The 12,810-nt window shown below is 65.0% G+C and carries 12 protein-coding genes; 5 read left to right on the top strand and 7 right to left on the bottom strand.

From position 1 onward, the window contains the following. Positions 1–206: 206 nt before the first annotated feature. The 5 genes from AAF604_24140 to AAF604_24120 form a co-directional block, all read right to left on the bottom strand. Positions 207–560, bottom strand: coding sequence for a tRNA-binding protein (locus tag AAF604_24140; GenBank protein ID MEM7052777.1), 354 nt, complete (start codon positions 558–560; stop codon positions 207–209). A 169-nt stretch (positions 561–729) separates the two neighbouring features. Beyond that, positions 730–1,950, bottom strand: coding sequence for a hypothetical protein (locus tag AAF604_24135; protein ID MEM7052776.1), 1,221 nt, complete (start codon positions 1,948–1,950; stop codon positions 730–732). 86 nt (positions 1,951–2,036) lie between these two features. Next, positions 2,037–3,059 carry a tRNA glutamyl-Q(34) synthetase GluQRS gene (gluQRS, locus tag AAF604_24130; protein MEM7052775.1) on the bottom strand — a complete coding sequence of 341 codons (1,023 nt, stop codon included), beginning with the start codon at positions 3,057–3,059 and terminating at the stop codon, positions 2,037–2,039. A gap of 192 nt (positions 3,060–3,251) precedes the next feature. Continuing rightward, positions 3,252–3,641, bottom strand: a complete 390-nt coding sequence (locus tag AAF604_24125; GenBank protein ID MEM7052774.1) for a hypothetical protein — start codon at positions 3,639–3,641, stop codon at positions 3,252–3,254. Continuing rightward, the gene (locus tag AAF604_24120; GenBank protein ID MEM7052773.1) at positions 3,638–4,618 is read right to left on the bottom strand and encodes a pyridoxal-phosphate dependent enzyme; all 981 of its coding nucleotides are present in this window, start codon (positions 4,616–4,618) and stop codon (positions 3,638–3,640) included. Before AAF604_24120 ends, AAF604_24125 begins: the two co-directional genes overlap by 4 nt. Before the next feature lie 259 nt (positions 4,619–4,877). Between AAF604_24120 and AAF604_24115 the strand changes: the two genes are divergently transcribed. Next, positions 4,878–6,185 carry a hypothetical protein gene (locus AAF604_24115; GenBank protein MEM7052772.1) on the top strand — a complete coding sequence of 436 codons (1,308 nt, stop codon included), beginning with the start codon at positions 4,878–4,880 and terminating at the stop codon, positions 6,183–6,185. A gap of 12 nt (positions 6,186–6,197) precedes the next feature. On the opposite strand, the gene AAF604_24110 is transcribed toward AAF604_24115, so the two are convergent. After that, positions 6,198–6,815 (bottom strand): hypothetical protein, encoded by a 618-nt coding sequence (locus AAF604_24110; protein MEM7052771.1) that lies wholly within the window; start codon positions 6,813–6,815, stop codon positions 6,198–6,200. A 13-nt stretch (positions 6,816–6,828) separates the two neighbouring features. Then, the gene (locus tag AAF604_24105) at positions 6,829–7,551 is read right to left on the bottom strand and encodes a hypothetical protein (protein MEM7052770.1); all 723 of its coding nucleotides are present in this window, start codon (positions 7,549–7,551) and stop codon (positions 6,829–6,831) included. Between the two features lie 226 nt (positions 7,552–7,777). Here AAF604_24105 and AAF604_24100 point away from each other — a divergent pair, with 226 nt between their 5' ends. From AAF604_24100 to AAF604_24085, 4 genes are all read left to right on the top strand, one after another. Then, positions 7,778–8,530: a response regulator transcription factor gene (locus AAF604_24100; GenBank protein ID MEM7052769.1), complete on the top strand. Its 753-nt coding sequence runs from the start codon at positions 7,778–7,780 to the stop codon at positions 8,528–8,530. A gap of 55 nt (positions 8,531–8,585) precedes the next feature. After that, the gene (locus AAF604_24095) at positions 8,586–10,145 is read left to right on the top strand and encodes an ATP-binding protein (protein MEM7052768.1); all 1,560 of its coding nucleotides are present in this window, start codon (positions 8,586–8,588) and stop codon (positions 10,143–10,145) included. Between the two features lie 344 nt (positions 10,146–10,489). Beyond that, the gene (locus AAF604_24090) at positions 10,490–11,389 is read left to right on the top strand and encodes an NAD(P)/FAD-dependent oxidoreductase (GenBank protein MEM7052767.1); all 900 of its coding nucleotides are present in this window, start codon (positions 10,490–10,492) and stop codon (positions 11,387–11,389) included. Positions 11,390–11,538: 149 nt separating this feature from the next. Next, a complete protein-coding gene (locus AAF604_24085) occupies positions 11,539–12,237 on the top strand; it encodes an AraC family transcriptional regulator (protein ID MEM7052766.1) in 699 nt (232 codons plus the stop codon). Positions 12,238–12,810: the final 573 nt, after the last annotated feature.

Below are 12,810 nucleotides of genomic sequence, written 5' to 3'. Positions count from 1 at the left end.
GTCGCAGGTTGCTGAAAAAGTTCAGGTTCGAGGACTTCCGGCCCGCGTGGGACCCCGAGCCCAGCGGGCGAGGCGGCGCCGAGGGCGCCGAGGACGGGGGTGAAGGCGCGCGACATGCGCGCGCGCCTGAGGGGGGCGCCTTTTAGCCCCCCTGAAATAAACAGCAGGCGCTGAATAAGTCGTCACGCGACTTTTTCAGCATCCTGCTAGCCGGCGCGGGTGCCGTTGGGGACGGCGGCCTCGGGGGTGGCGAGCACCGGCCGCACGCCGTCGGCGTAGCCGATGTCGAAGAGCATGCCCTCGGAGACCTCACCCATCATCTTCTTGGGCTTGAGGTTGACCACGAAGAGGGCCTGCTGGCCGACCAGCTCGCCGGGGTCCTCGCGCTCGCCCTTGATACCGGCCAGAATGGTGCGCTGCTGATCTCCCAGATCGACCCGCAGACGCATCAGGGACTTCGACTTCGGAACCTCTTCGATGGCGGTGATGGTGCCGACGCGAACGTCGATCTGGTCGAGCACGGAAAAGGCGATGGTGGGTTTGACCGGGGCCGGTTGCATGGTGGGTTTCTCCTCGTCGATCGCAATCAGCAGAGCACGCCACCATTGTAGGACGCCGGGCGATGACCGGCGCTGAAAAAGAGGCCGGGATTCCGGTGGGAAACCCGGCCGAGGAGGTCCGTCGCCAGCGCCCTGATGTCGGCGCCTCGTACAGCGTCCCGCAAGATCGTCAGTCGCCGGGGGCGGCCGTCGGCAAACCGTCGCAGGCGTGCACCAAGGACAGCGCATCGAAGCCGACCGTGTAGCGGTCCTCCGCCGACACCAACGGCGTCACCCAGGCTTGGCCGACACCGCCGACGGGCTCGCCGAAGGCCAGCGAGTGGTTGAGGTCGAGGTAGAGCCAGCCGCTCGCGAAGTCGGTGAAATCGACCTCGCGGCGCTGGGCGCAAAACGGGCAGATGGCGGGGGTTTCCGGCTCGTCGCTCGGCGAAATGCGGCTCTCGGGAACCAGCGCGGGATTGCTGCTTTCGTCGAAGATCACCACCTGTCCCTGGCCCAAGGGCAACGGCGCCGGCAGATTGCCGCAGTCGAAGGGCGTCCCCGCCGTCTTGGGATCGCGCCAGCAGAGCAGATCGGTACCGCCGTCGAAAGGGCCACCGTTGAGGAAGCGCATCGCCATCACCGAGGCCAGCGGCTCGCGCTGGTCGGCGGCGGTGAAGGCGACGGAGGAGCCGTAGAAGGTGTAGTCACCGGGCAAGTACTGGCCAGGGTTGGCCTCGACGTGGACCAGGGTCTCGCCATGGGCAAAGCCCTGCCGCGAATCGATCAAGAAGAAATCGCCCCACAGCACATTGTCGAAGCCGGCGACGTTTTCGAAGTATCCCGGCGTGTCGGGAAAGTCGGTGCTGCACTCCCTCACCACGTCTGCCGTCAGGTAGCCGCGGGCCAGGCGATCGCCCTGGGCGGTGCCGGCACAGAGGCCACCGAAGCGCGCCACCGGCTGCCCCGTGTGGGCTTCTTCGAGCAAGCGCACCAACGAGGGCGGAACGTTGCCGATCGGAAAGCCGCCGCTACAGCTCTCCGGCACCGCATGGGGATCCGAAAAGGCTCCCAACGGGCTGAGCTCGTCAGCGGGCCCGGTCTGGGGCAGCACGCCGGCGAAGACGTCGCGCAGATTGAGGGACTGCACGTCGTAGCCGGAGAGATAGAGGTCGAAATCGATCGTCGGGACCGAGAGATCGGTCCACAAGGTCAAGTGGACCAGCACCGGCGCCGCCGAGCTGTTGTTGATCGACAGGAGCGTGGTGACGCTCTCGGGATCATCGAGATCGACTTCGAAGTAGGGCAGCAACAGGGTCGCCGCCGGCACATCGTCGGCGACGCAGGGCACTGCCTCTGCCGCCATCGCCATCAGAAACAACGCCAACGTCCAGCACGCCACTCTCATCATTCCCGTCGCCTCCCGGTCGTTTCAGGCCCGGCCGCGAAGCGGCCACGACCTTCAAACGCCGCGAGGGCGCAGGTGTGAACTCGGAGTCAGCGGATTCGACGCAGAGGCGGCAGCAGATCGTCCGGCAAGCGGTGATCCTGCCGATTCAAACGGCGCCAGCAGAAGTTCGCCACCAGCTCCTGCGGGTGGCAGCGCCGTGGCTCGTCGATCAGGCCCAGGCTGGCGGCGAGATAGCCCGTCACCTGGGCCGCCTCGCAGCCGCCGTCGCGCAACGCCCGCAGGGTCAGCCCCCGGTCGCGCTTCGAGAGCTTTTCTCCTTCTCCGTTGAGCACCAGGGGCACGTGACCGAAGCGCGGTGCGGCACCGCCCAGGGCCTCGGCGAGCTGGATCTGCCGCGCCGTCGAGGCCAGCAAGTCCTCTCCCCGCACCACCTCGTCGATTTCCATCGCCAGATCGTCCACCACCACCGCCAACTGGTAGGCGAAAAGTCCGTCACGCCGGCGCAGCACGAAATGGCCGACGGTGCGATCCGGCCGCTCCCGCTGCTCGCCATAGAGCAGATCTTCGAACACTACCTCGTCGGCGGCGACCCGGAAGCGCAGTGCCGCATCGGCCACCGCGGCGTCATCCCGCCACCAGCCGGCGCCGAGGTCGCGCGGTCGGAGACGATCCGGATAGGGCGAGCCCTGGGGAGCACCATGGGGCGCTCGCGCGAGATCCTGCAGGTCGCGCCGCGTGCGGCGACAGGGGAACAGCCGCCCCGCCTCGGCGAGGCGGACGAGGGCGTGGCGGTAATGGTCACCGCGCCGCGATTGAGCGTAAGGCCCGAAGGCTCCCTCCTCGCCGCCCTGGCGCCGGCAGCCCTCGTCCCAGTCGAGACCCAGCCAGTGGAGATCCTCCATCCCCGCCTCGGCGGCGCCGGCCATCACCCGCGGCGGATCGAGGTCTTCGAGACGCCACAGAAAGGTACCGCCGGCGGCGCGGATCGACAGCCAGGCGACCAGCGCAGTGCGCGCGCTGCCGACATGGAGGAGGCCCGACGGCGAGGGCGCCCAGCGTCCTCGGGGCCGCTCTCCGGCAGACTCGATTTCGCGCTCCTGCTGTGCCATCGGCCGCGGGATCTAGCCCGCCTTTCTCACGAGGTTTCCTCGCGAGAGGCCGTAGGTTCTTGAAAACGCAAGGCATCCGTCGCTGCCACGACGCCGCCGTACGCGACGTACTGCGAGGAGAGCAGGCGACGGATAACGCAGCAGATTCAGGAACATACGGACGCGCAGCGGAAAGCTCGTGAGAAGGCCGGGCTAGGAATGGGGTTCGGCGCGCGACGCCAAGAGATCGACGAAGGAGGGACGGTAGGACCAGAAAAGGAAGATCACCAGAGCCGCCAGCACCAGGATCAGCGGCAGCATCACCGGCTCGAGGAAGAGATGGAAGAGCACCAGGCTAAGCAGCACCGGCGCCACCACGATCAAGGCCAGGGGCACGAAGCGATCGATCAACAGCAGCGCCCCCGCCGCGATCTGCAGCACCAGCACGACGGTGGTGAAGCCCTGCCGCCGCAAGATCTCCTGCAGGGCTCCGGCGTCACCGCCGAGCTCGGGCATGGGGGCGAAGGAGAAGAAGCCGTTGAGACCGAAGGCGAGAAAGATGCCGCCGACCAGGACCCGCAGAGGCGCCACATAGCGCCTCATGGTGGCGCCCCGAGGAGCAGCTCCGAGAAGCGCTCCGCCGACAGGTTGGTGCCGCACAGAATCAAGGCCACCCGCCGACCTCGCAGCGATTCCCGAAGGGGTCCGAGCAGGGCCGCCGGACCGGCCGCCGCCGCCGGCTCCACGGCCAGCTTGAGATCGCGAAAGAGCAGCCCCATGGCCTGGCGCAGGGCCGCGTCGTCGACCTTCACCAGGCGGGAGACGAAGCGGCGGCACAGGCCGAAGCTGTAGGCCGCGACGTGCGGTGCCCCCAGGCTGTCGGCGATCGTCGCAACGCGCTCGATGGCCTGCGGCCCGCCGGCGGCGAAGCTGCGGTGCATGGTGTCGGCGCCCTCCGGCTCGACACCGATCACCTCGCACTGCGGCAGCCGCTGGCGCACCGCCGCCGCGATGCCGCCGAGCAGCCCGCCACCGCCGGTGGGCACCACCACCGCCTCGAGGTCCGGTACTTGATCGCACAGCTCGAGACCCACCGTCGAGGTCCCGAGGGCCGTCGCCGGACCATCGAAAGGGTGGACGAAAAACCGCCCCTCCTCGCGCTCGATGCGACCGGCTTCCTCGAAGGCCTGGTGAACATTCGCCGCCAGCACCACCTCGCCGCCGAAAGCTCCGCACTTGGCGACCCGGTAGGGGTCGGCGTTGGCCGGCATCACCACCTTGGCGTGGCGCCCGGTGGCGTGCGCCGCGTAGGCGACGGCGATGGCGTGGTTGCCGGCGCTGACCGCCGTCAGCCCCTGCCCTGCAGGGAGATCGAGCACGTTGAGCAGCGCCCCCCGGGCCTTGAAGGTGCCGGTGACCTGCAGCAGCTCGAGCTTGGCGAAGACCTCTGTCTGGGCGCCGAGAAGGGCCTCGAGCTCACCACCGGACCAGCGCCAGACGGGAGTCTCGCGAACCCGCTCCCCGAGGCGCGAACGGGCGGCCCGGGAAGCTTCCAGAGTTGGGATTTCGAGGCTCGCCATGGCAGGGCCCCGACTGTACCAGGCTGAAGCAAAATTCCGACCTGCATTAAATTTTGCCCATCATGATATGCTAATTGAACATCCATCAAAGAAAGGAGGTGATCAGAAGTGATGCAGACTTTCGAGTTTTCAATGTACCAGTCAGTCACAGTAAGCAAGGCGAACGCTTGCATGTGGGAGTAAAAGCCTAATGTCGCCCCCTGATGCCACTGACCTGAACGGCCAGTGGCATCTTGATTGAAATACTATAAATATATAAATGATTCACTTCAATTCAATCGACCGATGTGGGTCACACAAGGCCTCCCTGTATAGGCCCTACCTAGATCTCTCGCCAGCCAGCGCAGGGCCGTTCCACGTTCGCGGAGTCTCTCTTGCCTACGAGAATGCTGCTCGCTGTCAAGAATCCGAACACATCCCCCGCCCCCTAGTGCAAAGCCTAATCTTCAATTCCTTCCGAAGAATTCTGACCAGAGAAACAAGGCTTCCAGAATTCAACATTGAATTCTCAACTGACTTAGCAGAAAACCTCCGAACGCCCCAGTGGGCCAAGCTAACTGAACTCACTCGAGAATATAGATACCTGAGTGATCCGCAAAAAATACTTACAACAAATCTTCTCGTCAAACTCTGCCTTTACAGAGAAGTCATCTGGAAGAATAGGCATATAACACCAACGGACAACCCAGAGAGTTCACTCAAATCCCAGTTAGCCTATAAGATAGCAATTTCCAGATACATGCTGGATCTTGATTACGGAGAAAGCAATGGAGGTCTTGAGCTACTCAAAGCCCTCTCATATGAATGCAAGAAAGGTACGAAAACTCGAGCAGATTCTTTATACCAGCTAGTCGTCTACTACGGAAAGATTGCACCAAACAGAAGACTAGTTTCCGAGCTCGAACCAATGCTCACAGAATCGACTGAGGCTCTTAAAGGCGTGGTCAGTGACCAAGAATACCTAGCTCTAACGAGTAGATGCCATCGGAGCGCCGCCTTTTCCCCAATGCTTCAGAACAACAGGGAGCTCGTCAGATTAAAAATGGACATGGCCGAAGAAGCTGCTCTAGCTATGAGTCGAAAATCGACCCTGGAACGTCTTTGCGCAGATGAGATACTGCAGCCTGTCTACGAGAGTAGATCGAAAGAGGCCATTTGGAACAAGGACTTTGACCTTGCAGAGAGTTGGGCAAGAAAATCTCTCAAAATAGACTCACAAAACCCACGTTCCTGGCTAGAGCTCGGCGAAATTCTCCTTTTAAAATCAAAGATCAAAGACGCCACGAATGCATATCTAAGAGCCAGGTCGCTCGGACCTCCCGGAACGGAGATAGCGACATTCATGGCAGGCCAGTGCTTTGAGTCCCTAGCACAACCCGAACGCGCCCTAGAACTATACCTTGCGGCACTTGAGATTGACCCAGGGGGTCTCACCTCTGCCAAAGGAGCACTTAGAGTCGCCAAGCTCATCGGTAACAGAGCTATTGCATCCTGGGCTGAGTCCCATCTCAACTCGACTCAAGAAATTGCAACTAAGTTGACGCAAAATGTCAACCAAAGGAAGTAGACTTGAATTACATCACTCCTCGGCGTGGTGATCGATGGCCTCGCCGAAGCGGGTGAAGAAAGAGCCCTTTTCGAGCGGGAAGGTCTGGCCCTCGGGGTGCTTCACCAGCACCGGCCCGAGGTAGGCGACGAGTTGCAGGGTGACCACGCCGACCAGCACCGACCAGACGATGAGCTGGCCGAGAAAACGCGCCGAGCCCGCCGCCCGGGTGAGGAAGCGAATGCCGAGGAGCAGCACGACGCCCCACACGAAGCAGTGGAAAAGGGTGACGAAACCGAGATAGCGGCTGCTCACCGAGAACAGCCACACCACCGGCCCCAACGCCACCAGCACCAGGCCACAGAAGGCGGCATAGGCGACCAGCAGGCGCGGCAGCAGCCGGCTCGGCAGCGGTTCTTCGGAGAGCAGGTGGAAGACCACGAAGCTGGGAGCGCAGAGGAGCAATGCCAAGACAGGAATCAGCATCGCCTTGAAGGTCGCTATCAGGACCTGACCTCCCTGCGGCTCGAAGAACCCGGCGAGGGCGCCATAGACGCCGAAGCAGATCAGCGCGCCGATCAACAGGCGGCCGAGCACCCGACCGTCGCCCTCGGCGACAAGCTCCGCGGGGCCGGTCAAGAGACGACCCAAGATTCCCCGCGGCTCACTCCCGGGTTCGGATCTCGGCGGTTGGTTCGCGGCTTGCTCGGTCGGCGGTTCGGACATGGGGCTCCCCCTCTCGGGATGAATCTCGGGATCGGCGCGACGTCGCCAGGTACGGCACGATGTCGCGCCAGATGAACTCATAGACATTGCCGTTCAAGGCGTCTCGACGCAGGAAAGTGACGGGCTCGTAGACGCTGCCGACGAAGGGCCGCAGCGCCCAGGTGACCTCGCCTCCCACCAGGGCCAGAGTGATGACCCAGATCGCGAACAGGCGCCCACCGCGCCAGCCGGACGTGACTCGGCTGCGCCGCCGCAACTGAGCGCGCAGCGCGAAGGTGCCGGCGAGTCCCGCCAGGGCCACCAGCAAGACGTGCAGCAGGTAGAGCAGGTTGTGGGCCGTGCGGGCCTCCGGCGACGGCGCCTCGAAGGTCCAGGTGAAGAGCGCCGCCACCGGCGCCAGGGCGGCCAGCACCAGCGCCATCACGGCACAGGCCGCCAGGTTGAGGCGCACCACTTCGCCGAGGGTGAGGTTCTCGCCCAGAAGGCGCGCCACCAAGGTGTTGAAGAGCAGCGTGAAAGCCGCCGTCAGGAGCAGCGCGAGGGGCAGCTTGAGGGCGGCGTAGAGGGCCAGATCACCGCCGCCCCAGGAGCCCAGGACGGCACCGTAGAGAGCCCCGCCGGCAAGGGTCAGGACGAGATCGCGGGTGGGTCGGGACGGCATCGATCAGGCTCTCGAATCATGGCGCCGGCCCCGTCTCCGACCTCACCGGCGGGCGAGGTCGCGATCGTCGAGATCTTTCGGCAACGGGGTCGGCCGAGCCATCCCACCGCTGGACGATGGCAGCGGTCGAACCGCCGCGAGGCCGAACCGAGGCGGAATATGGCAAGCTCCAGGCATCGCCCGCGAGCGGTTGTCTCGAGCGCCGTCGCTCGTCTACATTGATGCCATGAACAAAGCTGATCCCACCGCCAATGGCTCCATCGTCCTGGTCGACGACGAAGAGGACATCCGCGACACGGTCGGCTTCGCGCTGCGCCGCGAGGGCTACCAGGTCGACGTCTACCCGGACGGCGCCACCGCCTGGGAGACTCTCGAAGGGGCCTTCGAAAACGGCGCCCGCTCGGCTCCCCAGCTCGCCATCTTGGACATCCTGATGCCGCGCATGGACGGCCTCGAGCTCTGCCGCCGGCTGCGCGCCGTCTCGGAGCACCTGCCAATCGTCTTTCTGACCTCGAAGGACGAGGAGTTCGACCGCGTGCTGGGCCTCGAGCTGGGCGCCGACGACTACCTGTGCAAGCCGTTCTCGATGCGCGAGCTGCTCGCCCGGGTCAAGGTGCTCTTCCGCCGCCTGGCCTTGAGCTCGACGCCGGCGCCGGCCGATCGCCTGGTGCAGGTCGGGGCCCTCGAGATGGACCTCGACCGCTACCAGGCGCGCTGGCGGGACACGCCCCTGCCCCTCACCGTCACCGAGTTCCTGATCCTGTGCTCCCTGGCCCGCCGGCCGGGTCACGTCAAGACCCGCCAGCAGCTCATCGAAGACGGCTACCCCCACGACACCTACATCAGCGAGCGCACCATCGACAGCCACATCAAACGGCTGCGCAAGAAGGTGATGACGGCGGCCCCCGAGTTCGACGCCATTGAGACCGTCTACGGCCTCGGCTACCGCTACCGCGAGCTCGAAGCCGGCAGTCCCTGACAGGGCGACGGACCATGCCATTGCGTTCCAGGGGAGGCGCTTGAAGGGCAAGGGGTTGCTATCACCCCTCACCCTCCGACTGCTGGCCTTCAACCTGCTGCTGGTCTTCCTGCCGGTGGCCGGCTTTCTCTCCCTCGACACCTACGAGCGCCAGCTCCTCGACTCCCAGGAGCGCGCCATGGTGCAGCAGGCGCGCCTGATGGCCGCCGCCCTCTCCGGCCGCGGCAGTCTCGACGCCGCCGAGGCCGACCGTCTCCTGATCGAGCTCAACCGCCGCCTCCAGGCACGCCTGCGGGTGATCGACGCCGCCGGCCTGGTGATCGCCGATTCCAGCCGCCTGGGACCGCGCCGCGACCTCAGCCCAACCTCCGCGAAGGCGAGCCGCACCGGCGGCGAGCCCCAAGACCGCCTCTACGAGCTCGCCACCGACGTCTATCGCTTCTACCGGCGGCTGCGCCCGCGACCCGACCTGCCGGGCGCCCAGGCCGGTTTGTACTGGAACGCCGACGCCAACGCACCACTACGTGGACCGGCCGTTCAGGAAGCCCTCGCCGGACGCTACGGCGCCGACCTGCGAGTCATCCCCGGCAGGGGCGTCGACGAGCGCGCCGTGACCATGCTCCACAGCGCCATTCCGATCGTCGACCAGGGCGAAGTCGTCGGCGCGGTTTTGGTGTCGCAATCGACGGCCCGCATCTTGCGCTCCTTGGGGGCCGTACGGCTCAACATCTTCCGCGTCTTCCTCGCCTCGCTGGTCGCCGCCGTGGTGCTCTCCCTGCTGGTCGCCACCACCATCGCCCGGCCGCTGGTGCGCCTGCGCGACGAGGCCCGTGACCTGGTGGATCGCCGGGGCCGCCTCAAGGGTCGCTTCCAGGGCTCCGAAAAAGCCGACGAGATCGGCGACCTGGCGCGCGCCCTCGAAGAGCTCACCCGCCGCCTCGAAGAGCGCGCCCGCCTCACCGAATCCTTCGCCGCCGACCTTTCCCACGAGTTCAAGAACCCTCTCGCCTCCATCCGCACCGCCGCCGAAATGCTCGGCGACGTCGAGCAGCCTGCCGACCGGGAGCGCTTCCAGCAGGTCATCCTCAAACAGGGCAAGCGCCTCGAGCACCTGCTCTCGGCGGTGCGCGAGATCAGCGGCATCGACGCCGGCCTCGAGCAGGGCGAAGTCGTCGACTTCCGCCTCGACGAGCTGCTCCAGGCGGTGGCCGACGGCTATCGCCTGCGCGGCTCCGCCATCGAGCTCGGCGACATCCCGGCGCTGACCATCACCGCCGTCCCCGAGCGCATCGCCCAGGTGGTCGAAAACCTGCTCGACAACGCCCTCAGCTTCTCGCCTCCGGACCAGCCCGTACGCCTCACCCTCGAAGCCGACGGCCACCAGGCGCTGATGACCGTCCGCGACCACGGCCCGGGCATCCCCCCAGAGCACATCGACCGCATCTTCGACCGCTTCTTCTCCTACCGCCAGGACGACCAGAAGAACGGCCACTCCGGCCTCGGCCTCGCCATCACCCGCGCCATCGTCGAGGGCCGCGGCGGCAACATCCAGGCCAGCAACCACCCCCAAGGGGGCGCCCAAGTCCAGGTCCGCCTCCCGCTGGCCGAGGGCTGAGCTCGGTTCCACGGCCACTGGCGAAAACGCTCCAAGACAATCCGGCCGCTCCAAGAGGTCGGTCCCGGCAGCGCACCGCCGCTGCAGGGAATCGTGCGAAAGATCGGGCACAAAAACCCGAAAATGAGCACTAGACGGCGCCAAACAACAGGCCTAGGCTTTCGATCAGCAGGGAAATGGGCACCGATGAACGGGCCCTGATCTCAACCCAGGATGAACGACGATGACCCGCTCTGCCTTCGAACCGAACCCGACGGTCGTTCCTGCAGAGGGCGGCGGGCCTTTTCATTTTGGCTGGATTCGAGGCCTTCAGACCTCTCAGCACTTCCTCCACCGCTATGGCAATGAAAAACCAAGACGACTACGACGCAATCATCGTTGGCGGCGGACCCGCAGGTCTGAGCGCCGCCCTGTACCTCGGCCGTGCGCGCAAGCGCGTTGTCGTGCTCGACCGAGGGAATCCTCGACACGCCGTTTCTCAGGCAATGCACAACTTCCTGACTCGCGACGGCTTGCCACCGGCTGATCTTCGGACGATCGCCTGGCAGCAAATGGCAGCCTACCCATCCGTACAACGGCGGAGCGCCACCGTCGAGCGACTGTCGCGCTCGGGCGAGCGATGGCAGGCGGAGCTGGCAGGAGAAAAAGTGATCACGGCCCGCGCTGCGCTCGTCGCCACCGGCGTCATCGACCAGCATCCGCAGATTCCCGGCTACCAAGAGCGCTGGGGGTCCTCGATCCATCACTGCCCCTTCTGCCACGGCTGGGAAATGCGGGACCGGCCACTCGCTGTCCTCGGCTCCAACGAGTCCGCGGGACATATCGCACCTCTCTTGAGAAGCTGGTCGCGGGATGTGGTGGTGCTCACCCACGGCGAACAACTTCCGAAAGAGACGGCCGAGGCACTGGCTGCGCTCGACATCCCCATCCTCACGTCGCGGATCGAGCGACTTTCAGGACCAGGCTCAGAGCTGCGCGAGATTCTGCTTGCCGATGGAACCGCTCTCGAGCGCGAAGGGCTTTTTGTGATCGCAGAGCAGCGGCAGTGCAGCCTCGTGGCTGACCTCGACCTCGAGCTGGACGAACGTGGATATGTCGTCGTCGACGAGCGTGGCGCGACAGAACATCCCATGCTGTGGGCGGCTGGAGACCTGACCATGCCCGCACAACAAGTGGTTGAAGCCGCGGCCCAAGGCGCACGGGCCGGTGCGAGCATGGCCATCGCGTTGACGGTCGCTCACTGATCACTTGTTCGATGACCCGTCTCAAGACCATTGCGTTGGAGCACCGAACGGTGCACGTGGCCCGGTACTCCCTACGAAAGCCGACGACACCCCAGCCGGTGGCTCATCCAGAAGCCGTACTCCTGACTCTCATCGAAGGACGAGCTTCGATGTGGAGCAACGCGACCTACTCGCTCTCCCAGGGCGACGTACTGCTGATTCCCGAGGGCACGCCCCACTACCTCGTCTCCTGCCAAGACGCGGTCGCCTTGGGCATCGCACTCTGCGCCTCTTGCCTACATCACGCCGCGGGTCGGCTCGACTTTCTGAGCCAGGCGTTCAGGGCCGTGATGCGAGGGGCTTCGGCCCGGCGACAACTCTCTTCGAGCACCCACGCGATGGTGGTCGGAGCGCTGGAGAACATCGAGCACGAGTTGGAGACTAGCGACTCCGGTCATGAGCTCGTCGTCGAGGCGGAGCTGATCCGAATCGCGGTCGCGATCCATCGTGCGAGCGCCACGATCGGCTCCCATGAACAAAGCCATGGTGAGTCACTCTGTTCTCGAGCCTTGGCCTTCATCTCCGCCAATGCACTCGACAGCATCTCGCTGGCCGACGTCGCCCGACACGTGGCTCGGTCACGCTCTCACACCTCCGATACGGTGAAGCGAGAGACCGGGCGCAGTGTCACCGATTGGATCGCTGGCTCGCGCCTCGCCGTGGCTCGGCAGCTCATGCTGGATACCGACGAGACGATCGAGGCGATAGCGTTCCGCGTCGGCTTCGCGAGCCGTTCCCATTTTCACCGCACCTTCAAGCGCTTTCATGGGCACCCCCCAAGCGCATGGCGCCGAGCTCACAGGAGCTAGCCCGCCCTTCTCACGAGCTTTCCGCTGCGAGTCCGTATGTCCCCGAATCTGCTGCGTTTTCCGTCGCCTGCTCTCCTCGCAGTACATAGAGTACGGCTGCGTCGTGGCAGCGACGGGTGCCTTGCATCTTCAAGAACCTACGGCCTCTCGGGAGAAGGGCGGGCTAGATCGCACCCATGCGACCTTTCGACCCACTGAAGTTCCGCAGTGGGGCGATTGCTCCAATTCGCCTCGCCCCGATGGCGAATCAGCAGAGCAGCGCAGATGACTCATTGGGCAGCGACGAGTACCAGTGATTGGTGCTGAGGGCAGAAGTAAAGCGGCGCTCGTGCGCTCAAGAGTCGAGCCGCACAGCACTTCCTCCCCACACCCACGGAGCCGGCCGCATATCCACCGCTCCCCACGCCCAGCGACACCTCCATCCAATTCAACGGAGCCGGCCAGCCCCCGCCGAACGAGCACGGAGCGCAGATGTCTGAGCCCACCAAGAGACCCGAAGCAGAGAACCTTGGAAGACAAATCGCGCCCCCCGAAGCCACCAACCCCCAGGCGAGTTCCGAGCACCGCGCGCAG

The sequence above is a fragment of the Acidobacteriota bacterium genome, assembly GCA_039028635.1.
GTDB lineage: Bacteria > Acidobacteriota > Thermoanaerobaculia > Multivoradales > JBCCEF01 > JBCCEF01.
Note: the sequence above shows the minus strand (reverse complement) of the source record. Positions and strands in the feature narration are given on the sequence as shown.

What these genes read in the sequence shown, in the direction of transcription:
- gluQRS (MEM7052775.1), bottom strand. Translation starts at nt 3,059, where the DNA reads ATGGCACAGCAGGAGCGCGAAATCGAGTCTGCCGGAGAGCGGCCCCGA.
- AAF604_24135 (MEM7052776.1), bottom strand. Translation starts at nt 1,950, where the DNA reads ATGATGAGAGTGGCGTGCTGGACGTTGGCGTTGTTTCTGATGGCGATG.
- AAF604_24140 (MEM7052777.1), bottom strand. Translation starts at nt 560, where the DNA reads ATGCAACCGGCCCCGGTCAAACCCACCATCGCCTTTTCCGTGCTCGAC.
- AAF604_24085 (MEM7052766.1), top strand. Translation starts at nt 11,539, where the DNA reads ATGTGGAGCAACGCGACCTACTCGCTCTCCCAGGGCGACGTACTGCTG.
- AAF604_24125 (MEM7052774.1), bottom strand. Translation starts at nt 3,641, where the DNA reads ATGAGGCGCTATGTGGCGCCTCTGCGGGTCCTGGTCGGCGGCATCTTT.
- AAF604_24120 (MEM7052773.1), bottom strand. Translation starts at nt 4,618, where the DNA reads ATGGCGAGCCTCGAAATCCCAACTCTGGAAGCTTCCCGGGCCGCCCGT.
- AAF604_24105 (MEM7052770.1), bottom strand. Translation starts at nt 7,551, where the DNA reads ATGCCGTCCCGACCCACCCGCGATCTCGTCCTGACCCTTGCCGGCGGG.
- AAF604_24100 (MEM7052769.1), top strand. Translation starts at nt 7,778, where the DNA reads ATGAACAAAGCTGATCCCACCGCCAATGGCTCCATCGTCCTGGTCGAC.
- AAF604_24090 (MEM7052767.1), top strand. Translation starts at nt 10,490, where the DNA reads ATGAAAAACCAAGACGACTACGACGCAATCATCGTTGGCGGCGGACCC.
- AAF604_24115 (MEM7052772.1), top strand. Translation starts at nt 4,878, where the DNA reads ATGATTCACTTCAATTCAATCGACCGATGTGGGTCACACAAGGCCTCC.